The organism is Bradyrhizobium sp. CCBAU 25338, assembly GCF_028128965.1.
Lineage (GTDB): Bacteria > Pseudomonadota > Alphaproteobacteria > Rhizobiales > Xanthobacteraceae > Bradyrhizobium > Bradyrhizobium liaoningense.
In genome coordinates this window covers 16,621-40,980 of the sequence record NZ_LFKY01000001.1, presented here as the reverse complement: position 1 = coordinate 40,980, position 24,360 = coordinate 16,621, and the positions used below count along the sequence as shown (strand labels likewise).

Here is a 24,360-nt window from a genome sequence, read left to right as displayed (position 1 = left end):
CAAAGCCGAGTGCGGACATTTGGGCTCATTGTTTGAAAGCTTTGGGGCATGGGAGCGCGCGGAGCAACGTTGAGCAAGACAAGGCATTCCGGCCTCGCTCAGTTCGAACTCCTGGAACGGAGCTGAATCACACACCTAAGTAGCCGCTCGGCGCCCTTCCGGCGAGAACGAACTCGACATCACGAACTGGATTCCGCCGGGTTCGAACCTTGGTGTGCCCATTAGATCAACCTAGTATAATCTACCAATCCGCCTTGTGTGTTTGGAGCCGGCGATCTTGCTCCGGGCCACGCAGATGAATACACAGATCCTCGCGCAAACGGGCCCGCGCAGCAAGCAACAAGCGGCAGTTCGCACGCATAGACATCCGCGCCCACACTGTTAGAGCATCACGTTGGCCGGGATCAGTGCGCACCGCGCCAGCCTGATGCCCGCCGCATGCCTCGATCGCTTAGGCGATTGGCTCCGATGTTGCCGAGCGGCGAATTTTCCCGTTGAGAAGGCCGCTCCTCATCTAAAGACCTCGTGCGGCAACAATGGTCGATTGGTGACAGGACGGCGCGCCGGCGAGTGGCGCTTCCCGAAAACGAAGCAGCAGCGCATCAAGGAGACCGCTAAGATCGCCGTGGAAGTGCCGATCGCGTGCCATTGCCTGGAAGCGTCCGTCGATAACGACGTTCCGAATCAGCCAGCCACGGCAGGATCCTCGACTGCGACATGCCTTTCTCGCGGTAGCAGCGGCACAGTCAGCCGCTCCTCCTACGCAATCAGTTGCGGACGGAATAGAACATCCACGCCGTAACTCGTTGAGTTGTAAGTGTTGGATGGGAAGAGGCTGTTTGATCCATATGCATATACTCCATTGCCTCCGCTCGAAGCCGAGGATGGCGCAGTCAGCGGTCCGTTGCTAACCGCCGAGCTGAATAGGTTGGGATCTGCGGAGTAGTTTCCTGACGTGTGATAGGATGCAACATACGTCGTCCCTGGCGTAAGCGCGACCGGCGTGGCGAAGTTGACTTGCTGCCAACCGCTCGCCGTCTCATTGCTGAAGGTGGCGGTGGCCAGCAGGGTGCCGGTGCTGCTCCAGAGATTCGCGGTATGAGCGCCGACGTTCGACGGGCCCTTGTAGAAGCGCAGTCCGGTGACATCGCCGGCGCTGGACGCCTGGAATTTGAACCCAAGCTCCACCGGGTTCGGATCATTGACCGACACCACGCTCGGCGTCGGGTTGTTGCTGAACAGGCTTACGATGCTCCCAGATGCCGCGTTGACATTCAGAGAGGCGGACGCGCTTGCCGTCCCACCGCGACCGTCGGAGATTGCATAGGCGAACGACGCCGGTCCTGTATATCCGGAGTCGGGGGTGAAAGTGATGGTGCTGGTCTGCGCGTCGAAGCTTGCAGCGCCGCCGACACCATTGCTCACCCCCGTGATCGTCAGGGCATCGCCGTCGGGATCGGTGTCGTTGGCAAGCAAGGCCGAGGCTGGGATCGAGATCGGAGTGTTCTGAGTCGTGCTGAACCCGGAATCATTCGCCGCGATGGGGGTCTGGTTGGCGCCGCCGGTCGCGGGACTGTACACCACGTCCACCCAGTAGTTGGTGGCCCCGAAGGTGCTGGTTGGGAACAGATTGCCGGCGCCGTAAGTGTAGACGCCATTGCCGCCGGCGGGCGCTGTGAGCGGACCATTGACGTGCGGGGCGGTAAAGTAGTTGCCCGTGGAGGTGTAGTGGCCGTTGCTGTGGTAGCTTGCCACATAAGTCGTGCCGGCGGTGATCGAAACCGGATTGCTGAAGAAGACGGTCTGCCACCCGCTGCTGGTTTCGTTCGTGAACGTAGCGGTCGCCAGCAGCGTGCCGGTGCTGCTCCATAATGACCCCGTATGGGTGCCGGTGTCGCCGGCGCCCTTGTAGTACTTGATGCCATTGATGGTGCCGGCCGCAGACGACGTGAAACGCACCCCGAGATTGACCTGGGCCGTATCGGGATCCGACAGAACGGCCGGCGTGTCCGAACTTGAAAACAGGCTCACGATCGGCGTCGTCACTGTCAAGTTAGCGGTTGCGGTCGCGGTGCCGCCGCGACCATCGGAGATGGCATAGCCGAAGGATGCGGCGCCGGTGTAGCCGGCGGTCGGTGTGAAGGTGACGAGATTGGTCTGGGCATTGAAGCTGACGGTGCCGTTGACGCCGCCGCTTACGCCCGTGACCGTCAGCGGATCGCTATTCGGATCGGTGTCGTTCGCAAGCAGGGCAGACGCGGCAATAGTCAGAGCCGTGTCTTGCGTGGTGCTGTAACCGCTGTCGTTGTTGGCAACCGGCGGCTGGTTGGTCGTGGTATTTACCGTCAGACTGACCGTTGCAGTTGCGGTGCCGCCCTGTCCGTCGGCGATGGCATAGTTGAAGGAAGCCGCACCGGCATAGCCGGTGGTCGGCATGAAGGTGACCGTATTGGTCTGGCTGTTGAAGCTGACCGAGCCATTGACGGCGCCGCTCACGCCCGTGACTGTGAGAGTACCGCCATCGGGATCGGAATCGTTGGCAAGCAATGCGGCTGCCGCAATCGTCAGCGCGGTGTTCTGGGTGGTGGTGTAGCCGCTGTCGTTGTTTGCAACAGGCAACTGGTTGCTGCCGCCGGACGGCGTGAACACGACATCGACCCAGTAGTTCGAGGCGTTATAGGTGTTGGTCGGGAAGATGCCGGCCGAACTGGTGCCGCCATAGGAATAGACGCCGTTGCCGCCCGCGGTCGTGGTCGAAGGCGCGGTCAATGGGCCGCTTGTGACAGCCGTGGTGAAGTAGTTGTTGGTCACCACATAAGCGCCGGTGGTGTGATAGGACGCAACATAGGTCGTGTTGGCGGTGATCGAAACCGGGGATGGCAGGGCCACGGTCTGCCAGCCGCTGACTGACGTATTGGTGAAGGTGGCCGTGGCCAGGCGGACGCCCGTCGACGTCCAGAGATCAAGGACGTTGGGACCAGTGTCGCTGGCGCTGCGGTAGAATTTGAGAGCCGTGATCTGGCCGGCCACCGAGGACGTGAACTTCATCCCGACTTCAAGCGGGGATCCGTCATTGAGATTGGTCTGCGCGGGTGTATTTGACGCGCTGAACAGGCTGAAGGGACCCGTTCCGAGCGGTGCCACCGTGAGGCTGGCACTGGCCGTGGCCGTGCCACCGCGCCCGTCCGAGATCGTGTAGCTGAAGCTGGCCGGGCCGGTGTAGCCGGCGGTGGGCGTGAATGTGATGGTGTTGTTCTGCGGATTGGGCTGAGTGTTGAGGACGACGGTGCCGTTTGTCGCTGCGCTCACTCCGGTTATGGCCAGCGGATCTCCATCGGGGTCGCTGTCGTTGGCGATCAGCGACGCCGCCGTGATCGTCGCGGGCGTATTTTCCGTCACGGTCGCGGTATCGTTCGCCGCCACCGGCGCGGTATTGCTGGTGGACGGGTTGAACATGACGTCAACCCAGAAATTTGTCGATTGGAACGTGCTGGTAGGGAACGCAGTGCTGTTGCTGTAGGTGTAGACGCCGTTGCCACTGGCGGGAGCGGTCAGCGGACCGCTGGTTACATCGCCCGTGAAGTAGTTCACGCTGGAGGAGTAGTAGCCCACATTCGTGTGATAGGACGCGACATAGGTGGCGCCTACCGTTAGCGGGACCGGGCTGGAGAAGGTCACACTCTGCCAACCGCTCACCGTTTCATTTGTAAAGGTGGCGGTTGCCAGCAAGGTGCCGGTGCTGGTCCAGAGCTCACCGGTGTGGGTGCCTGTATCCTGGCTGCTCTTGTAGAAGCGGATCCCGCTTACGGTGCCGGCGACCGACGTTTGAAACTTCACACCGAGCTCGACGGCGCTTGCATCGGTGGTGTTGACTGTCGCGGGGGTTGCCGATCCCGGAAATAGCGAGACGTAGGACGGCGAGGTAACAGTCACTGTGCGACCCGCCGAAGGCGTCTCCAGATTGATGCTGTCGTCCACCGCGCGTGATTTGATGGTGTAAGTCCCAGCAACCTGCGGCGACCAGGTATAAGTCCACGTCTCGTCGCCGATCGCGTTCTGCCAACTCAGGCCGCCATCAGTCGAGACCTCCACGCCAGCGATCACGCCGCCGCCGGCATCCGCTGCCGTGCCGGAAATCGTGACCGCAGTTCCGACGCTGAAACTTGCCAGTGCGTTAATGGTGGAGGTCGGAGCCGTCGCGTCCGCCGAGGCGGTACCCGCGATCATCCCCGGCTGAAGCGTTCCCGGTTGAATCCCCATGTCGGCCAGCAGGTTGATCATCGCCTGTTGCACACGCGGATCGGTTGGCGTCGGCGCCAGATCGTGATTGTCGCTCAGGCCCCACGACCAGTAGACCGTTCCGGCGCCGAAGACCAACGCGCCGCTCGGAGCGCGATAGAGCGTCAGGTTATGGGTTGAGACGCCAGGTCCGGTCGTGTTGCCGTAGTCAAGCAGATAGGTATTGACCGGAATTGTTGTCGAGGAGAGCCGGACCAGGCCGGCTGGATCGAATCCGTTGTCGGGCGCTTCATCCCACTCATAGCCGAGATAGTTCTTGGTCAGCGTTGCTGTTTGCCCGGGCTGAAGATTGGCAACGCTTGTGTTGCGCCAGAAGCGCAGATTGGCGTCGTCATAGGGAATTGTGATCGACTGGAGGTCGCCTTGGCCGACATCATCGACCTGGAACATCTGCCCGATCAGCGCGTTTTCCGGGATTCCGCCGCCGACTGACGGCGGGCTGAGGCGTGGATCACGGAACGTCCCGGTCCACTCGTCGCTTGGATCAATCGACGCTGTAGGTGACCAGGTTTCCTTATAGGAGATCAAGGTGCGGTAGGCGGTGGCGTCGCTGCTAATGCTGTTGCCCCAGCGCGTACGCCAATACATTTCGTTGCCGCTCCAGAACGCGAGGTTCACGCCGGCATCGCGGGCCGCCTGGACATTGGCACGCTGCTGTCCCGACCAATATTCGTCGTGACCAACATCGAGGTAGAGCTTGTGGTTGAGGAGGAGACTGCCGTAACGATCGACATCGACTCCCGCCATGTAGGAGACGTCGTAACCATTCTGCTCCAGCCAGTAGATCGCGGAATATTCGGCGCCGAACAAATAGTCCTGCGGACCGGCATAGGTCCCGACGTCGCCGCGGGTGGCGATCGGCCGGTTGTAGCTCACCGCGTAGGCGCGTCCCGCGCCTTGACCGGTCGCGGGACCGTCGCCGCCATAGAAATTGGCGCCGCCCCAGCCGTTATAGGCCTGCCAGGTTGTGTCTGAGGTCTGGAAGACCACGTCGCTGGTGCTGCTGTCGTCTCTGACGATGAAGGGGATGTGGTTGGCACCGGCAGTTCCATCCTGGCGCACGAGCTTTGCGATATAGACGCCGGACACCGCATCGGCCGGAATATCCCAGGAGGCTGAAACGGACCAATTGCCAGCATCGACCAGGCCGGTCGTCTCGTCGCGCATCGGCGCAGGCTGGTTCTGCACGCCCGTGTGCTGGATGGTGCCGACCTTTCGTGCTCCCATGCCGCCATAATAGCCGAGGCGGTAGATGTCGATCCGGTAGTCTGATGAATCCGTATTGATCTTGAAGTCGACCCGGTTTCCCCGATTGACGCTGATGTCGGTGGCAAACCCTTCGATATTCGAACTGCCGGCGCCTTCGATATCCCATTCGCTTTGCGGGTTTCCCGGCTTCTGGTTCTCGAGAACGATCGGATTCGTGGAAGTCGCTGCGGCCGCGAGAAGACTGGTCGACTCCGGCGCGGCGGCCTGCTGGCCGTCTGGGGGAGCCTTTGCGGTTGTCACCGATCCGGACAGAATTCCGATTTGGCCGGTCGACGTCCTGGCACCGATCTCTCCTCCGCCTGGCAGGACGTTCCAGTTGGCAAGCGGCGCAACGTACTGCAATGACAGGTCAACACTGGTGGAGGCTCCCATGGTAGCGGCCTGACCGGTGAGCACGAAATCTGCTCCGCCGGATAACCGGCTGCCCTGCAACTGTCCGCTGTGGTCTGCATTTTGATCGAGCAATCGCGTTGGAGCGATGAAGTAGCCGCAACCACAAACCTGCGCGACCGCTGGGGTTGTCGACGATCCGACGATACTCGGGGCCAGGCTCGCCGAGGGGATCCGACCCAGGATGACGACGGGATTTGAGATCATCTGGTCGGCGACCGCAGAGGTTGGCGCTCGGGGTCCTGCGGTCACTCCTGCGAATCCGTCGCTCGAAGTCGTAGCTGAGGCGCTCATGCCCGAACGTTCCAGCGGATTTCGCGTAGCGTGCGGTGACAGCCACTCGTCTCCGGCCTCTGAATCAGGCGCCCAACTATCTCTCCGGGTCAGAGTCCGTGGCCAGGTCCGCAATCCGAGAGCGATGTGGCGCAAGCCGAAATTTTCGTACAAGGACCTCATGACATCCTCGCGAGATGGGGGAATATGCGTGACAGATTCCGATGGCGGTCACCTTGACGGCGGCGTGGATGTCGAAGCGACATTTCCAATGTCTCCAATGTTCGGGGTGGAGCCGATTTTGGACTTACAGGAGAGGCTCTGAACCAGGAGACGAGCGCGAACCCGCACTGTTCGATCTGCCGCCCGGCTGCGATCGCGCCGTTTTTCGTAATGATTTCTGTGACCATGGCATCGCCGGCAAGACGTCATCGCGTCGAATTAAAACAGCGATATTAATTGCATTTAATATTAATACAATAGTTTTCCCCGTCACATGGTCGTGTCGAGCATTAATAGCTCGCTAAAGACGCGAGGCATCACGGCCGTTACGCCGCCGAGTTCGGGTGATCAGGATAATGCCAAGGCGGAAAGGGGTCGCTGAGATTGCGCCAACTCTGAGGATCGAACCCATTCTCCGAATTGGCAAGACAAGCATCCAGCGAGGCTCGGATGTACATTTCGTCCATGCCTGAACCGATGAACACGAGGTCCTGACGACGATCGCCCCAAGTGTTGTCCCATTGATCATTGAGATGTTGTTGGAGATGAGGATGGCTTGGCCACGTCGACCTTGGGACTGTTGCCCACCAATACCCCATGGGTTCGCACCGACGTTGCATCCCTGCAACGGAGAGGAGGCCCACCCAATCCGGACGGGTAGCAAGCCAGAAATGTCCTTTGGCGCGTAAGACGCCCGGCCAGGGCTTATTGAGAAAGGACAAGAGGCTGACGGGATCGAACGGACGTCTTTCCGAGTAGACGAAACTGGATATGCCGTACTCCTCGGTCTCCGGCACATGGGAAGCGGGACTGTATAGCTCCTTGTTCCAGAGAGGATGACTAGCAGCCTTCGCTTCGTTGAAAAGGCCGGTGTTGAGAATGGTGTTGAGAGGAACTTCGCCGAAGTCAGTCTCAATTTGGCGCGCCCGTGGATTAAGCGCGGCAATGACCTTGCGAACCTCAGCACGCGTCGCCTCTGTGGCTTCTGACACCTTGTTGATCACGACCACATCAGCAAATTCGATCTGCTCAACCAGGAGATCGACGAGCGTGCGTCCATCGGAGGCATCGCGCAACTCGCCGTGGTCGCGTAGCAGATCGCGGCTGTTGTATCTGGCGAGCAGGTTCAAGGCGTCCACGATGGTAACCATCGTGTCGAGCTTCGCAAGATCAGAGAGCGAGGCACCGGCCTCGTCGCGAAAGGAGAAAGTTGCCGCGACAGGAAGAGGTTCAGCAATCCCGGTCCCTTCAATCAGAAGATAGTCGAAGCGTCGCTCTTCAGCCAGTCGCCTAACCTCCAGCAGGAGATCGTCGCGCAGCGTGCAGCATATGCAACCATTGCTGAGTTGCACGAGTGTTTCGGTCGTATGCGATAGGTTCGCGCCACCGTTGCGAACCAGATTCGCGTCTATGTTTAGCTCACTCATGTCGTTGACGATGACGGCAACTCGGAGACCCTCGCGATTCCTCAGCACGTGGTTGAGCAATGTCGTCTTCCCCGAACCCAGAAATCCACTGAGCACGGTGACCGTTAGTCGATTGGCCGCGCTTGCTGCCTCTTTCATATTTCCCTTTGGCCGATGACCCGCGGATTGAACAGCGTTGACGGAGGCAGGCGGTGCTGAAGGTTGCACCGAAACTATTTGGACCTGTTGGTCCCTTCTCAGATTCGTGAAGTCGCGATAATGACATATATATTAAATAAATCCAGCAATTAAATCAAGGAACGCGCCGCCTCGCGGTCAGAGATAAGTAAGACAGTTGACACACTCAGGAATAGATCGCTAGCCGGCGGAAATTCACTCGCGTTCCCGACACGCCGTTACTTCTCCGACGCAAAAGGACAGCTGCAGAAGCCGAAAATCGAACTACGCATTTGACCCTATTTTATCGTCTCAGCATTGGATCGGGCTGTTTCAGCATCGCTTCTTTTGAGGATGAAAATGGCTTCGTGCACGCGACCGTGAAGCCGCCATGCGTGAAGATTAAAGCTCGCGCTCCACCGCAGGATTGCTCCGGCTCCGCCGTAAGGCCGGTCAGGCTACTTGCGAACAAAGCCCTCAGCCCCTTTCGGCAAGCCGCTCTGAACAGGCCGTGACCGATCTGGCCGAGTTGATGGTGCTGCGGTTCTGGCCTCGCGCCGAGGGGCGAATTAATGCTCCAGATTGCCTCGCGCAGGTGAGGAGGAGACAAGTCATCGTCCCCCCTCCCCAGTCAGTGCCGTTGCGAGAGAGGAGGGGCAAATGGACTTGGCATGTCGCTTTACGTCAACGGGCTGGAGCGCGGCCGTTTCCTGTGGCCGTCATCGACTGATGGCATAGTGATGCCCCCGCCCAGCTTGGCTACCTGCTGGAGGGCATCGGCTGGCAGATGCCGTACCTGGCGACCGCAGGCGGTCGGTTGATCGCTGGGATTAAAAAGAGACCGCGTCATGTGATTCTCTGTTCCGCGATGGGGGGCTGATGATTTTCTTCGCGACGATGTGACTAAGCTACAGGCGATGTGCGCGCCGAGCGAGCAAGCGCGCTTGGCCGCGGAGGTCGAGGCGGGGACCTTGCTAATCGAGAAGCTCAAGCTCACGATCAGGAAGCTCCGGCACGAGCGGTTCGACAGTCCTCTGAGCGAGGCGTAATGCTAGACCAGATCGAGCTACAGCTCGCCGACCTGGAGCGATCGCGGCGCAAGCTGAGACCACGGTGCAGATGGCAACGGAGAAGATTGCGGTGCCATCGTTCGAGCGCCGCAAGCGAGCCCGCCGGCCGATGCCGGAGCATCTGCCACGGGAGCGCATCGTCTACGCATTCCGCTCTTCACATTTTAAGAATGCAAATTTGCAGATCAAAATCCAATGTTTGATCTGAATTCGCGATAGACGATTTTTATGACCGTCTGGTTGGAAATGACGCCGTTGGACTGAGTGCTTGCTGGAACAATGAGTCCCCGGCATCTTTCCGAATCTTCTTCGTCTTGAGGTGAATGCTAAGAGTTCAGCCGAAAAGAAAAATTTTTGTTCTTTCAAATGTTAAATTCGGCTGTTAATTTAGGTGCATGATGTAAGCTATTTCATCTCGTGCGTTCGGTTGGGAGGGAACGATGTCTCAATCAATTTGCAGAAAGCGCAACTCTGGTGGTACTGCGCATCAATTGGCCAAAATGCGCGAGGAACTCGTAAGTATCGTTGAGAAAGAGCGTGTTCTAAGAGAGCGGAGCGCCAGTCGGGAGGTCTACCGATATCTGCTCGATGCTCATCGTGTGGCTGCGTGGGCAAATGCTCACGAAGAGGTGTTGGATATTCCACCAATCGAAGAAGGTGAAGGCAATCAGCTGGCCGTCTGATCGGGTTGGCATTTTCGTTCGAACAAGGCGCCGGGAGTGATGTATGCCCGCACTGAACATTAGGCCTACACTCGCCTTCGAAATGCGTCCAAGGTGGCTGTTTGTTTCATCGAGCGCTGTGAATAATGGGACGAGCGTCTCGTCGCCGCTGACTCGATACGGTAACCAGGTCGATCGCTCGTTTGGCTGAATTCGTGCAGGAAAAATCTTCTGCAGAAGCGGTGCTTAAACCGGCAGCCGATGCAGTCTTCGCGCTGCTCGATGGACGGCCGGTGCTGTTCAGTGAGTCGGGGCAGAATATCTTTCGGCTGGACCAAGCAGGTGGCTTTATCTGGTGCAGATTAGCACAAGGCGCGTCTTTGGCAGCCGTATATCAAGAACTGGGTGAGCTGGGCATTATTGAGCCCGTTGGGCGCCAGTTCGTGCAGCAGGCCATAAGCGCCTGGATCGACCGAGGGCTGCTGGAAGTCGATGGGCGGATGTCGACCAACTGCTCCTTCTCAGCGATGCTAGAGCGGCAGCGTATCAGTGTCCGGGCTGAAAACTGGGAGCTCTTGCAGCGGTTGGTTTCGCTATTTTGTGCTTCGGACAACGTGGATGGCAAAGGCGATATCGTTATCGAGACGATGATGTTGGAAGATCAAGTGATTTTCGGCGGAATTGACGCGCGCATCCATAGGTGCGGAGTCGAGGCGCTTGCACCTACAATCAAAGCTCACCTCACCGACCGACTTATCCGAAGTGATCGATGGGTCTTCGCCCTCCATGCTGCCTCTCTTGAGAAGAATGGGGCTGGCTTGCTGTTGTGTGGCGAAGCGGGAGCCGGCAAGTCGACACTTACACTACACTTGGTGGAGGCGGGATTTCAATATTCCGGCGATGATGTTGCGCTGATCGAGGGGGATGGCTTGGCCTGTGGACTCCCATTTGCTCTCACCCTCAAGGAAGGATCATGGGGGTGGATGTCGTCATTGCATAATAGCTGGGACGGCGTCACGCATCGCCGAGCCGATGGCGCCCAGGTGCGGTATTTTCCAGTTTCGAACGCGCACAACGGAAGTCTTGCCGTCAGCTGGATCATTTTTTTGAACAGGGTCGCGAGCGGCTCGCCGAAACTGACCTCCGTGAATCAACTCGATTCGATGAAGCGGCTCATTGCGGGCGCATTTGCCGCCGACGGAAGGCTGTCGCAGGCCGGATTCTTCGCGTTGAAGGGGATTGTTTCTCGTGCACGGTCATATCAGCTGACCTATTGCGAGGCAGTAGAAGCTCGGGAGCTGTTGGCGGAGCTGTGCAATGGATAGGCATAGTGCGGCACTGAGGAAGCTCTGCAACTGTTTGCGAGGCTTGCCGCCTGTCGATGTAGAGTGGACGTCGTTAATCGGGCTCGCAAATCAGACATTGACGACACCCGCGCTCATTGATTTCGTCGATCAATTTGCATCGATGTTGCCAGTGGACGTCTGCACGTATATCCGCGAAATCTACCAGCGAAACGTGATGCGAAATGATCGGTTGCTCGACCAATTGGAAGAGGCCGTCGTTGCAATGAATGACCAAGACGTGACGCCAATGTTGCTTAAGGGAGCGGCGACGCTGATTGGCGCGTCTGATCACCGGCGCGGAGTCCGGCTGATGTGTGATCTGGACATTATGGTCATGCCGGACGAAACTGAAAGAGCGCTGACCGCTCTTTGCACGATTGGCTATCAAATTAATGAGCGAACGCCTCCCGAAAGCAAGAGATGGTATGTCGAACTGAGTCGGTCGCGAGACGTCGGTAACATCGATCTGCAGCGCCCCGGTCCAGAGTTTGCATACGTCAACCGAGACCCCGAAGATGTTCTGAGCGATTGTCTCTCAGTGAGGTTGGGGCGGGCGAGAGCGTATGTTCCCACGCCAACCTGCCGAGCGCTCATGTTGATCATCCACGATCAGTTTCAGGATTTGGGCTACTGGCTCGGCGACCTCGATTTGCGACATCTTCTTGAACTGCGAGATCTGAGTTGTACTGCCGGGGGTATCGATTGGAATGAACTGACCTCCCATATCTCAGGGGGATTAGTTAGGAATGCACTTGAAACCCAGCTGCTAGCGCTCGCTGAGTTGCTCGGCGTCGATATCCCGCGCCCACTGCGGTCCCGACTGATTCCGCGTCTGCAGTTGATGCGGCAATTGATGCAGGCACGCTATCCGGTTACACGTAAACCCTTCCTTGCCATGACAATTCTGGACCTCAGAAATTACCGCAGGCAGGCGACCACTAGCAGTGCGCCCCCACGTGGATTGTGGTCAGTGCCAAGAGCGAGCACCTTAGGATATCTTGCGAAGGCGACGACTGCGATTCGCGCGGGGAAGGTCTAAGGTCCGCGACGGTCACATGATCGCCTTCGAGGGGGCGCCAGGATCCCAGGGACGAGCTTTTCAATAGGATCCCCGCTCCAGATCAGTGTTGTTGCGCTGTTCGGAGTCCCTAGAGCTGAACAACCAAGGCGACCCGATATATGCGCATTTGCGCAGCGTCAGGGATGCTCTCGACCACCAGCATTCCGCGCGGACGGTTCACCGTTCTCGCGGATTCTGAACTCCTCCAACGTGTGCCCCGATTGGAGAGCGGTAACCAACCAGCGTGGCTGTTTACCACGCCCTGACCAAGTCTCTGTCGGTTGGAGCGGATTATAATACTTCGGCACGACCTTGGGATACTTGCGACGCGGCGGCTGGCCTGTCTCCGTTTCGGCAGCTCCGCTTTCAACCTCGGTGAGTTGATCTGGCCGGTTGAGTTGGGCAAGACGCTTTTCTAATTCCCGCTTTTCGGCTGTGATCCTTTCAGCAAGAATCTTCGTAAGCTCCTCATGGAGAAGCCAAAGTTCCTCAAAATCCATGGCTTCGAGATCCTGCCTCCGCATAGCATTCTCGTCACCGTTCGTCGGACTGGACATTCATTCATTACCCTCCGCAATTGACTGAAGTCAGCATCGAAATTGACGCAACAATTAAATCATTATATGGTATTTGATGATTATTACGATGATTATTTTATCAATATGCCTCAAAACGCTCGAGGGCCTTGAGAGGCGCATCGCGGAGGAATAGTCTTTGATCGAGTATCCTCTTGAACGTCTTCAAGATTCAGTAAGCCGCTTTATCGTTCCCTCCGCTGCACTGTCGGACATCCAGGTCCTGAGGGCACAAATTGAACTCCGACGGTGTGCGCTAAGAGATATCGAAGTTATTCATTTCCGTTTGCGCTTATGGGGCGGCCGGACGACAAAGAGCGTGTCTCGACGAGCGAAGGGCGGCTCCATACGCGGTGGATCCTCATCGAGGGCTGCGGCGTGGCAGGCCATTCACTCCACCCGCTTAAGATGTTGATATTACATCCTGGGCGTGTAAGTGTGCCTCCTCCGCGTTAATTGTGTGCGGATCGTCTTTTTTTAGGCTTGATTAGTAGGCGCGGCGCAGTTATGTGAGCGCGAATTTCAGCACGGTTCCATATTTTTGTGCAAACTTGAACTCTTCGACTTGATTAATGTTGATTGGAACATTATCAGTTTGTCACAACTATTCGGTGGAGCATGGCAGCAAAGAAACTCGAACTGGAATCCATGTCGCTTGACGATCTCTGGCTGCTGCACGAGGAAATTAGCGGGATCTTGTCTGACCGTATCAAAGCAGAGAAGCACGAGTTGGAGAAGCGCTTGGCTGCTCTCGGGGGCGGGAGGGCTGTTTTGGCGGACTCAGGTGCGGCAAACCTGTCTCCCACCGGGAAGCCGAGACGTAAATATCCGCGAGTGCTGCCGAAGTACCGGAATCCCCAGACTTTAGAGACCTGGTCAGGGCGTGGCAAGCGGCCGCGGTGGCTGGTTGCCGCGATGAAATCTGGCAAGCGGATTGAGGACTTTCGCATAGGGGAGGGTGGGGCGAAACTTCGTCAGCGGGCCTGATCAGGTTTTAGATGGGCTCGACGGCATAGCCCGATACGTGCTGCTAGTAGGCGTTGCGTGCCCGCAGCACCTCCACCGGGGTTCGCAGTAGGATTGCGAGATCGAGCCGAAGGCTCCAATTGTCAATGTACCAAAGATCGTATTGTACACGTGTTTCGACCATGACTGCCGTGGGTGTCGGGCCGCGGCAGCCATGGACTTGAGCCCACCCGGTTAACCCTGGCCTGACCCTGCGCCGAAGGGCGTAGTTGCGCACGAGCTTATCAAATTCTCCGTCGTGGGCCAAAGCGTGAGGGCGTGGACCCACTAGCGACATGCTGCCGTCGAGAACATTCAGCAGTTGTGGCAGTTCATCGAGGCTTGTCCGACGTAGCCATTTGCCGACCCGGGTGACGCGCCGATCGCTGGGCCGAGCCTGATTAATCACAGGCCCATCCTCGAGCACATGCATTGTTCGAAATTTGCGAACAGAGATAATCCGTCCGTTGAAGCCGCAACGTTGTTGTCTGAAGAAAATGGGTCCGGGAGAATCCAATTTGATGACAACCGCAACCGCGGCGAGCAATGGCGCAAACACGACCAGGGCTAGTCCCGAGCCGATGAGATCAATCATTCGCTTGCTCGCGCGTTCGATCGTTGTAAGTGGGCCGCGCTGTAGTTCTACGCAAGCCGCACCCCCAAGGCTGCGCGCAGGATGTCGAAGCAGCTCTGATGCCGCCCCGACGGGGACGAACATGATCGGGAACGGCAGCACTCTCAAATCGGCGACGAAAGCACGCAGATCGGACCATCGCTCCGGGTTTGCCTCCACTACGATTTCGTCAATTTGGGAGCTTCGAATGCAATCGATCACTCGGGTACTGAGCCGCTTTCGACAGGAGGGACCCGACCGAACGGGCGGCAAGCTGAAGCGCCCCTTGATGCAAAAGCCATGCATTGCCAGGGTTTCTGGCAGCCCAGCGTGCTGCAACGGGAGTTGATCGCTGATCAGGACAATGTTGGTGCTGGCGAATTTTCGGCCACCCAGGCCCTTTATCAGAACGGCTCTGATAGCACTGCGCTGAGCAAGAAGCATGCTCAGGCCGAGCACAGCAAAGAGAAGCCCGAAGTGTCTGGAGGAGCCTGACTCGACCTTGAAAGCACCGACGGCCCAGATCACAAGGAATAACGACGTCCAGGCAACGCAAATGGCGCGGATCTGACTTCGAAGCACGAGGAGTTCGATTGGTCGATAGAGACCGCGGGCCCTTAACGACGAAGCGAAAGCTGCTGAGACGGCGATCGCCAAACCAAAGACGCTGCTCCAGTCGCCTGCAAGGACGCCATCCTGCGCCCACAAAACCGAAATGACGCTGGCAAACAATATGGTCGCAATATCTGCGCAGAGCGCGAGCAATTCGATCGAATCATAGCGGATCGGCCATTTCTGCTCGACGGGCGACACAGGCTCAAGACTGACGCGGGCCGCATCGAGACGATTATCAATATTTCGGTTCACGAAATTCATTGCGGAGGCGTCCGAAAAATAAGCAGTTTAATATTTAATTTGTATTCCTTCAAGCGAGAAGCGACATTTAAGCGTCAATAATTCTGCATTGTTGCCGATGGCCGTCGCCTGATCTCGGCCGGTGTTTGCTTCGCTGTGCGAGACCGGGTTGACGTGCTGTTGCATGCACCGACCGTCGGTGAAATTGCCGGGCGCGCCGGACTCAGGGGCGCCGCACCCGGACATTCTGGAGATAACTTGGATCGAGCTCGGACATGACACTGTCTACAAAGGTTTTCCCGTCAACCGAGGCAGCCTGATAAGCAGCGACGATGGCCGGCTCGAGAGCAGGTCGATTGGTAACGGCAATCTTGACGTCGCGCTTGATCAACTCGCGCAGTTCGGGCTCGCTTATCGCCGAATTCGTCCCGAGGGCGACCGACAACCGGAGCGGAAGAAGGTCCAGATCATTCGGAGCCGTATAGTATGACAACTTCAGCAAGGCCGCGACATCGTAAGTAGGCGATTGATACTCCTTTGATGCGGCCGCAAGCAAGAGCCAAAGGTCCCCGCGCAGCGGCGAGTAGCGCAACGGGGCAGCAAACCCTTGTGAGGCTGATGCGAGAGGTTCGTTGTGCTGGATCGCGACCGCATTCTTGCCGGCTTCATGGTAGGCTAATTTGCCTTGTGTCCATCTGTCTCCGCGTCCGGTCGCGATCGATGTCTCGTCGATTTTCTCTCTTCCCGCGTCGTTAGCAGTCGCTGCTGCAGTCAAGAAGCCTTCACCCAAATGCCCCCGGTGCGAGAGCAGCCAGATTGATTGGGTGATCAGGGCTAATGAGAGACCTGTCAGCGCAAGACGGACCCGCATGCTGTCGAAAACGGTCGAACGTGCGGCCCGCCCCGTCGAGCCTTCGCCATTGCGATGGTTTGGAAGCTCTTGTGACGTCGAGGTTGCGGATTCACCAACCGTGCTGGATTGGCTTTGACCAAAGGCCAACCCAAGAAGAGCGGCGGCCAATAGCGATGCGGCGAGATCGAGAATGCCGTCTTCAGCGAAGGCCAGGATTGGCAGCGCAGTCGCTGCGCCAGCACCCACGGCTGCGTATACATAGTCCCGGGTCCGCAAAAGAGAGCGTCTAAATAGGGTGCCGGCAGCCAACGTAGCGGCGATCAGCAGGCCGTACAGGAATGCCCTTCCCATCTCGATAGCAACTGCAGCGGCGGCCGTCGGTCGCTCTCGCTGTGCGTCCAAGCCGATATCTCGATGGATCGGCAACAGCATCTTGTATGCGCCAGCGCCAGATCCTGCCGGACGGACGTCCAGCAGCATCCGCTCGGTTGCCGCCTGGTTCTGGGTCGACAGCGCGACTGTCGGGTCGGCATCCTTTTTCACGGGCAAAATGCTGACTGTCGCCGTCGCGAGGATCGCCGCGGTGGCTAGCACACCCGCCGTGCCCCAAAGTCCATGGAACCAGTTGCGGATCGCGAATACGGCGAACAACGTTCCGGCTCCAAGGAAGGCCGCACCCATAACGGTGAGATTGCCGCGAATAAGGATCGCCATCAGGCAGACGAACAGCGAGAGAAGTGCGAGCGAAAGGATGGTCTTCGAGCCCAGGACGAAGCGTCGCGGCTTGGTACCTTGGCGCAACCGATCGATCATACGAATGGCTATGGCGGCGGAGAGAAGGATGCCCAACACTGCCGGGGTCGAGCCGTTTTCGCGGGGCAAAGAATTGTCCAAGCCGCTTATTTGCCGCCAGATCGAGAGCGCGGAGACGAGCGTCGTAATCGACACAAGGAAATAAAGGACCTGCGGCGCACGCTGCCTGTCAAGGGCGACGACAGCGGTAACGAAAGCGGCGGCGACGACAGCGCTGTACTGTGCGAGTGCCTGTATGGTTCCGTGTATATCGACTGTAAGCCGGTCGGCGAGCGATTCATGCAAAGCAGCCGATGCAGTAGCCCAGATCGGGTTGCCGAGGCCACGAACCGGGATTGGAACGACCTGCACAGCCATCCAAATTGCAGGCGCGACGAGCGCAAAGGTGAGAAGCGGCCGCAGCAACATCGCAACGCGAGCAAGCGCGGAGGAGGAGGTGAAGATTGCTCCGGCCAGCGTTGAGACCGCAAGGATGGAGGCCAAAATTCCCAGAACGTACAAGTTACCTGACATCGCGAATGCCAAGGCGATGACCACAGGCACGGCCAGCATCAGCAGCCCGACAATCATGCAACACCGTCACTGAATCTGACTGCTCGGCAGATGGTCAGCATGAACAAGCGATCGCATCCGCTCAGCGAAGTTGGACCGCGCGTCACGGGCGCCGCCCTCAGGAGTCTGAAAAGCCGTACCGGACATAGTGACTATCATTATAATAGTCCCTCCGGCCAGCGTCGTATCGGGTCATCGCCTTGATATCCGTCTTGTTGAGAATTGCGCCGATCAGAGAGTCGGAAATGGTCGGAGCGGTATGGAGAGCATGCTTAACCACATCGATATTGGTGCGCCCCCATTCGACAGCGAGAACGTAGCAGTCGATCAGGGGAGCCGTTACTCGTACATCGACCAAGGGGCTGAGCGGCGGAAGATCTACGATAACGTAGTCATAGGTTTGTCTCAGATTATCGAACAGCCTGTGTATGGCCTCTGCGGAAAGGAGTTCGCTCGTGTGGATCAGAGACCCGCGGCGTACGGCTGGCAGAACGGCGAGATTGGTTCTCGGATCCCGCCAGGTCGATTCCTCGAGCGTGCGGCTGCCGTTCGCAACTTCGATGATGCCGTGGGCAGCCTTGGGTACGACGCTGGCGGAGAGCGACGGATTCCTGAGATCGCAGTCGACAATGATAACTCGTTTGCCGCTGTGCGCGATGAGTTGCGCAAGACATGCTGCAATCGTGGTCTTGCCCTCATTCGGTAGTGCCGAGGTGATGCCGATCACCTGATTGGAGGCCTTCGTCGGGCTGTGATCGATGGCAAGCTTGATCGAACGAATGGCCTCGGTAAATCGAGACAGTGGCATGCCGACGACAGCTCGGTGAATTTCCGGGACTGTCGATATCTTCCGCTGGTTCAAGTCTTCATCAGCCTGCTGCGACCGCGCAATGAGCTTCTGCTGCTTGCGCGCTGTTACCAAGGGCACCAGCGACAAGCACGGTAGGTCCAATGCTGCTTCCAGCTGCGAAGACGTACGAAAGACGCGGTCCATCGCGTCTCTGATGAAGGCAAGGCCGATGCCAAGCGCAAGTCCCCCCAGGAGGCCGAAGGCGAGAACCACAATCGTTTTTGGCTTGCTCTTGGTTTGGGCCGGCACGGCGGGAAAAATAACCCGTGCTTCCGAAATGGGAAATGTCTCCTGCTGCGTTGAGCTCATGTAGTGTTGCAGGAAGGTCTCGTATAGCGTGCGGAGGCTTTTCGCTCGGCCTTCCAGATCTCGTATAGTCAATTCGGCCGAGTTCGTAACACCCGATTGCGACACGGCTTGCGCTAACTGTTTTTCGAGCTCCTGTTGTCGCTGCCGGGAGGCCTCGAATTCGTTTCGACTGACTTCCGCAAGTCTCTTGACCTCCTCGAGAATGGAAGTGCGGATGTCCCGTATCCGACCCCGAAGGTTGACAACCGCGACATGGTCACGCCCATAACGCACCGACCAGTCTGCCTCGCGTCGGGTCATTTCGAGGTACTGCTGTCGAAGATTGTTGATTATCTGGCTCTGGAGGACCTCGGGGCCTATGGCCTCAGGAGCACCGGAGGTAGGCGATGTTCTCTGCAGAATGTCCTCGTAGCGCTTGAGCTTCACCTCCGCATCCGAGGTTTGCGCGCGCGCGGCTACCTGGCGAGCGTTGAGATCGTTGATCTGCTGCTCATTGATTGGCCTCCCTCCTGGCGAAACGATGTTGTTCTGGGACTTGAAGGCGCTAACTGCGCGTTCAGCCGTCAGCGCATCGTCGCTCAACTTCCGCAAACGTTCCTGCAACCAACTTGTGGAGACCCGCCCGGATTCAAACTTCGCATTGAGCTGTTCGTTGATGTAGGCGCTGGCGACTGCATTCGCGATTTCGGCCGCTCGCACCGCGTTGCTCGAAGTGAAGCTTGCCTCAATGACGTGGCTAAGGCCAATCCGTCCTACAGAGAGCCGATTTAGAAACGCCGCGATTACGGCTTCGGACGGTTGGTTCGGCGGGTCGGATTGCGGTTCTTCCGGAGGGTGCGCCTCCTTCGTTCGAATGCGATGAAGAACCGAAGGCAGCCATGAACTGGATGCTTTGAAGTCCGGATCGCCGGTCAGTTTCAACTGGTTGATGGCCGCAACGGCTGTCGCCCTCGAGCGAACGAGCTGAAGTTGGGTTTCGATGTAGGGAACATCGATCTGAGGCTCAGTGAGGAAAGATTGCTGCTGCACGAACTGGGGCCTTGGGCCTGCGAGCAGGATCTGGACCTGTGCAACGTAGGTTGGTCGAACCATCCGCAGGTACAGCAGGGTAGCCGCGCTCGCGAGTGCGACAGTGACGATGATGACGACGTATTGACGCCGCAGGAACGCGAGAACGAGTTTGATCAGCTCGCCAATTCCCGGGCCTTCGGCCTGGTCAGGTCGAGCCTGCAGGCTGAACGGCAGGCGTGTTCGGTCGATTTGTTGGGGATTGCTCTGAAGCATCGGGTACTTGTCTCGGCACCGGTGGGGTGTGTGGGAGCAGTCGCTTGCCTCCACAGCACAAATTAAATGTATTCGCTACATTTAAAAAATGATATACATCATCAAATTGCGATTGCCAAATTAAATAATATTCGGATATTAGTTGATTGCAAATCTAAGCGCAGCAGCCGCTGCGATCGTTGTCGTAGGGCAGCCTAAGTCGATATAGGGATTAAGGTTTCCAGCAATGCAGTGGGCAAAGACTTAGTGCTCGGCGACCAAAAAAAGAAATTCAATCTATGGGCCAACTGGCTGAGCAGGTCCACTTGGACCGATTGATGTAGTTCGGACCCCGGTTATCTCTGGATGCTGCGTCGCGCAACGTGGTGCCGGAGGGTGTCCCACCTCGCCTAAGTCGAAAGTCGATCCGGGCACCAGAACGAAAACGCGTCGCGCCAGCAGGAGGACGAAAGAACATTTGAGGACATTTCGATGACCCCAGCAACCTTTAGCTACGAAGATTGAGAAGCTATTACCTTGGAGAAGGCCGATATGCTGGAAGTACGATCTTTGGCGATCCCTGATGTCAAGTTGATTCGGACTAGCCGGTTTGCCGACGCCCGCGGCTACTTTTGCGAGACGTTTCGCCGCTCGGCTTTTGCCGACAGGGGAATTCTCCAGGATTTCGTCCAGGATAATCAGTCAAGCTCGGATCGGACGGGGACGGTTCGCGGCTTACACTTTCAGCGGCCACCTTTCGCCCAGGCCAAGCTCATACGGGTGATAAGCGGCTCGATTCTGGATGTTGTGGTTGATCTTCGTCGCTCGTCGCCCAGTTTCGGTAAACACGTCGCCGTCACGCTGGATGGCGAAAGCGACGAGCAGTTGTTCGTGCCGAAGGGGTTTGCTCACGGCTTCTGCACGCTTCAGCCCCGAAGCGTCGTCTTTTACAAGGTCGATCAGGTCTACGCTCCGAGTCATGACGCGGGCCTTTATTGGGCCGATCCTGCATTGGCGATCGCGTGGCCGGTGACCACATCGGAAGCTCTGGTATCGACAAAAGACCAAACGCTTCCGACGCTCGACCAGCTTTCTTCCGTTTTCGAGTAGCGGGGAGACATAAGATGCGTGTGTTGGTAACGGGCGGAGCGGGCTTTATAGGTTCGGAGGTGTGTCGGCAGTTGGTGCTGCGGAATCACGCTCAGGTTGTCAACTTCGACAAGCTGACATACGCGGCCAACCTGGCCTCGTTGGCGCCTATCGAAGCACTGAGTTCCTATGCGTTCGAACGGCACGACATCTGCGATCGAGAGGCTGTTGATTTCGTATTTGGCGCTTACGAGCCGAGTGCAGTTATTCATCTTGCGGCCGAGAGCCATGTCGACCGGTCGATTACGGGCTCAGCGGCCTTCATCAGCACCAACGTGTTGGGTACACATACTCTGCTGGAGGCGGCCCGGAGGTATTATGACCAGCTGCCACGTCTGCGACGGAAGCAGTTCCGGCTCATCCATGTTTCGACCGACGAGGTTTACGGTTCACTGGGACCCGCCGATCTTTTTCGAGAGGAAACACCTTATCGCCCGAGCTCGCCCTATTCGGCAAGCAAGGCTGCATCGGATCACCTCGCACTAGCCTGGTTCAAGACCTATGGTCTTCCGGTTATCATATCGAACTGTTCGAATAATTACGGGCCGTACCAATTTCCTGAAAAGCTCATTCCGTTGACGATTCTCAACGCGATCGAGCACAAGCGGTTACCGATCTACGGCGATGGCAGCAATGTGCGCGATTGGCTTCACGTCGAAGATCACGCAGCGGGATTAATAAAGCTGCTCTCTGAAGGCCAACCTGGCGAGAAGTACAATTTCGGCGGCGATAGCGAACGGACAAACTTGGATGTGGTCACCCAGATTTGTGATGTGGTCGATCGGCTGCGTCCAGCTTCCGCTGCCAGACGATCGCTGATCAGCTACGTCCCCGATCGCCCGGGACACGATGGTCGGTACGCAATCGATGCCTCAAAAGCTCGCCGCGAGCTCGGCTGGCAGCCCACAAGGACCTTCGAGGAAGGTCTCGTCGAGACCGTCGACTGGTATCTCAATAGCCGGGCATGGTGGGAGCGCGCCCGCACCGGAATCTATGATGGCTCGCGGTTAGGTCTTCTCGCTACTCAACACTGAGGTCGCAATGACGGAAAGATCCATTCTGATCGCGGGTCGAGACGGTCAATTGGCCAGATGTCTTCGAGAACTGGCCGCGGCCCGCGGCCTTCCGGCAGTTGCCCTCGGGCGGCAGGAACTCGATCTGGAAGCGCGCGAGGGGATCGATCAAACGATCGCCTCGCTCGCGCCGTCCTTGATCATCAACGCTGCCGCTTATACCGCCGTGGAGCAGGCTGAATCCGATGCAAGAAGAGCGTTCAGCATCAACAGAGATGGTGCGGCCGCATTGGCAGACGTCGCATGGCAGATGAACATTCCATTTGTTCACGTCTCGACCGACTATGTCTTCGACGGCACGAAGCTGGAGGCCTACGACGAAGCCGACATTCCGGCGCCCATCAACGTATACGGCGCGTCGAAACTCGCTGGCGAAGCGGCTGTATTGGCGGCTCATCCGCTTGCCACCGTGATCAGATGTTCATGGCTCTATAGTCCTTATGGGACGAACTTCGTTCGAACGATGCGGCGGCTGTGCGAAACGAATCCGGTTGTAAGGGTCGTACAGGATCAGCGTGGAAATCCAACGTCCGCTTTCGACCTCGCCGCGGCCATCCTCCAGATTGCGGAGAGGTCAATAGTAGACGATCGGAGGGCTACGGCGGGCATCTTTCATTTGGCCGGCAACGGTGAGACGACATGGCACGAATTTGCGCAGGCGATATTCGACGGCCTTTCGCGTCGTGGAGTTCAAGTCCCGGTGTTGGAAGCGATCGGATCCGAAGAGTTTCCGACGGTCGCCCGCAGGCCGCGGAATTCCTGCCTTGAGTCGTCCAAGGCCGAACGTGTGTTCGGTGTCGAGCTAGGCTCATGGCGACATTCGCTCGAAATGTGTCTCGATCAACTCGCCGGACAAGGAGAGAACGATGCTGAAGGGAATAGTGTTGGCCGGCGGCTCCGGAACACGGCTGTATCCGATCACGCGCGTGGTCAGCAAGCAATTGCTGCCCGTCTATGATAAGCCGATGATCTATTATCCTCTGTCGACGCTGATGTTAGCGGGGATCCGCGAGATACTGATCATCACAACGCCCTTGGATCGAAGCCAGTTCGAGCGCTTGCTGGGGGATGGCAGCCAGTGGGGTATTCGGCTCAGCTACGCAGAGCAGAGCCGTCCCGCCGGACTTGCGGACGCGTTTATCGTTGGCGCCGATTTCATCGGAAGTGATCGAGTTGCGATGGTGCTAGGGGACAATATCTTCTTTGGAGACGGTCTTTGCGATCTTCTGGCCCGAGCCGCGGGACGTGAGGAGGGCGCCACGGTCTTCGCCTATCACGTGCGCGATCCGGAACGATATGGCGTCGTCACTTTTGACGAAGCCGATCGTCCGGTGCGGATCGAGGAGAAGCCGAAGCAGCCGGCATCCAATTGGGCCATCACGGGCCTCTATTTCTTTGATAATCGTGTTGCTCGATATGCCCGGCGCGTTGAACCATCATCGCGCGGAGAACTCGAGATCACCGATCTGCAGATGCGCTATCTGTCGGCCGGCGTTCTCCACGTAGAGCGCATGGGCCGGGGATTCGCTTGGCTCGATACGGGTACGGTCGAGTCGCTGGTCGATGCCGCGAGCTTCGTTCAGACCCTCGAGCGACGTCAGGGGATGAAGATCGCATGTCTAGAGGAAATCGCCTTCAGGCAAGGCTTCATCAGTCGCGACCAAGTCATCGGACTGGCTGGGCCATTGGAGAAAAGCGGCTATGGACAATATTTGAAGGAGATTGTGGCCCTGCAATAAAATATCGTAGAGTGAGAAAAATATAATACTTTGAAGTGATTTCATTTGATATTTTAAGGTACAATAATTTAAATTGAATGACATTGTGAGGGCTTGTCATGTCGAGCCGGAAAACAAGTGTCTCAAATTGTTGGCTGTCGCCGCAGCTTCGTGGGGAGCGGCTGGGAGGCGGCATCGGCAGTTCTGTGCAACTGAGCGCCGGCTCAAGAAATTTGCGCGATCCAGGTCCAAACGATCCTCAAATAGCGTCCGACGCGAGTCGTTACCCGGGAACAACATCGGGCTGGTGGGCGGGCAGGCAGCCAATCGATTCCGATGACCGGGCGTCGGCCGAGATGCCGTTGCAGAACGCCGATTTCGGTAGCAGCTCGACGCAAACAGTGCCTGAGCGGCACGAGGCTTTTCGGTTCAGTCGCTACCCGGAGGGCGACGATCTCTCCGGCAACAGGGCTTCTCGTGGTGCAGGCGGATCTGCGAACGCCTTCATCGTGGTCACGACTGACAACGCTGACTACGAGCCGGGCGCTGATGGCCCGT

Annotated in this window: 15 protein-coding genes; 9 read left to right on the top strand and 6 right to left on the bottom strand. The window is 57.8% G+C overall.

Annotated features, from left to right (window positions below; genetic code table 11):
• Window positions 1-759: 759 nt before the first annotated feature.
• Both ACM42_RS00155 and ACM42_RS00150 read right to left on the bottom strand, forming a co-directional pair.
• Entirely contained in the window at window positions 760-6,210 is a 5,451-nt protein-coding gene (locus tag ACM42_RS00155; protein WP_333920990.1) for a DUF4082 domain-containing protein, read from the bottom strand.
• A 569-nt stretch (window positions 6,211-6,779) separates the two neighbouring features.
• A complete protein-coding gene (locus ACM42_RS00150; protein ID WP_271526116.1) occupies window positions 6,780-8,018 on the bottom strand; it encodes a GTP-binding protein in 1,239 nt (412 codons plus the stop codon).
• A gap of 1,137 nt (window positions 8,019-9,155) precedes the next feature.
• Between ACM42_RS00150 and ACM42_RS00145 the strand changes: the two genes are divergently transcribed.
• The 4 genes from ACM42_RS00145 (at window position 9,156) to ACM42_RS00130 (ending at window position 12,153) form a co-directional block, all read left to right on the top strand.
• The gene (locus tag ACM42_RS00145) at window positions 9,156-9,314 is read left to right on the top strand and encodes a transposase (RefSeq protein WP_271526381.1); all 159 of its coding nucleotides are present in this window, start codon (window positions 9,156-9,158) and stop codon (window positions 9,312-9,314) included.
• Window positions 9,315-9,546: 232 nt separating this feature from the next.
• Window positions 9,547-9,789 (top strand): hypothetical protein, encoded by a 243-nt coding sequence (locus ACM42_RS00140; RefSeq protein WP_271526115.1) that lies wholly within the window; start codon window positions 9,547-9,549, stop codon window positions 9,787-9,789.
• A 182-nt stretch (window positions 9,790-9,971) separates the two neighbouring features.
• Window positions 9,972-11,093 (top strand): serine/threonine protein kinase, encoded by a 1,122-nt coding sequence (locus ACM42_RS00135; RefSeq protein ID WP_271526114.1) that lies wholly within the window; start codon window positions 9,972-9,974, stop codon window positions 11,091-11,093.
• Entirely contained in the window at window positions 11,086-12,153 is a 1,068-nt protein-coding gene (locus ACM42_RS00130; protein ID WP_271526113.1) for a nucleotidyltransferase family protein, read from the top strand. The genes ACM42_RS00135 and ACM42_RS00130 overlap by 8 nt, the downstream gene beginning before the upstream one ends.
• Window positions 12,154-12,311: 158 nt before the next feature.
• On the opposite strand, the gene ACM42_RS00125 is transcribed toward ACM42_RS00130, so the two are convergent.
• Window positions 12,312-12,698: an H-NS histone family protein gene (locus tag ACM42_RS00125; protein ID WP_271526112.1), complete on the bottom strand. Its 387-nt coding sequence runs from the start codon at window positions 12,696-12,698 to the stop codon at window positions 12,312-12,314.
• Between the two features lie 669 nt (window positions 12,699-13,367).
• Between ACM42_RS00125 and ACM42_RS00120 the strand changes: the two genes are divergently transcribed.
• Window positions 13,368-13,736, top strand: a complete 369-nt coding sequence (locus tag ACM42_RS00120) for an H-NS histone family protein (protein ID WP_271526111.1) — start codon at window positions 13,368-13,370, stop codon at window positions 13,734-13,736.
• 43 nt (window positions 13,737-13,779) lie between these two features.
• Here the strand turns inward: ACM42_RS00120 and ACM42_RS00115 are convergent, their stop codons facing one another.
• The 3 genes from ACM42_RS00115 to ACM42_RS00105 all read right to left on the bottom strand — a co-directional run bounded on the left by ACM42_RS00115 (window position 13,780) and on the right by ACM42_RS00105 (window position 19,883).
• On the bottom strand, window positions 13,780-15,243 hold the full coding sequence (locus ACM42_RS00115; RefSeq protein WP_271526110.1) for an exopolysaccharide biosynthesis polyprenyl glycosylphosphotransferase: 1,464 nt from the start codon (window positions 15,241-15,243) through the stop codon (window positions 13,780-13,782).
• 202 nt (window positions 15,244-15,445) lie between these two features.
• Entirely contained in the window at window positions 15,446-17,458 is a 2,013-nt protein-coding gene (locus ACM42_RS00110) for a hypothetical protein (protein WP_271526109.1), read from the bottom strand.
• A gap of 100 nt (window positions 17,459-17,558) precedes the next feature.
• Entirely contained in the window at window positions 17,559-19,883 is a 2,325-nt protein-coding gene (locus ACM42_RS00105) for an AAA family ATPase (protein WP_271526108.1), read from the bottom strand.
• Window positions 19,884-20,414: 531 nt separating this feature from the next.
• Between ACM42_RS00105 and rfbC the strand changes: the two genes are divergently transcribed.
• The 4 genes from rfbC to rfbA are packed head-to-tail and all read left to right on the top strand — an operon-like array spanning window position 20,415 to window position 23,823.
• Window positions 20,415-20,972, top strand: coding sequence for a dTDP-4-dehydrorhamnose 3,5-epimerase (gene rfbC / locus ACM42_RS00100; RefSeq protein WP_271526380.1), 558 nt, complete (start codon window positions 20,415-20,417; stop codon window positions 20,970-20,972).
• Between the two features lie 14 nt (window positions 20,973-20,986).
• Window positions 20,987-22,045, top strand: coding sequence for a dTDP-glucose 4,6-dehydratase (gene rfbB, locus ACM42_RS00095; RefSeq protein ID WP_271526107.1), 1,059 nt, complete (start codon window positions 20,987-20,989; stop codon window positions 22,043-22,045).
• Between the two features lie 7 nt (window positions 22,046-22,052).
• Entirely contained in the window at window positions 22,053-23,042 is a 990-nt protein-coding gene (rfbD, locus tag ACM42_RS00090) for a dTDP-4-dehydrorhamnose reductase (protein WP_271526106.1), read from the top strand.
• On the top strand, window positions 22,951-23,823 hold the full coding sequence (gene rfbA / locus ACM42_RS00085; protein ID WP_271526105.1) for a glucose-1-phosphate thymidylyltransferase RfbA: 873 nt from the start codon (window positions 22,951-22,953) through the stop codon (window positions 23,821-23,823). Before rfbD ends, rfbA begins: the two co-directional genes overlap by 92 nt.
• Window positions 23,824-24,360: the final 537 nt, after the last annotated feature.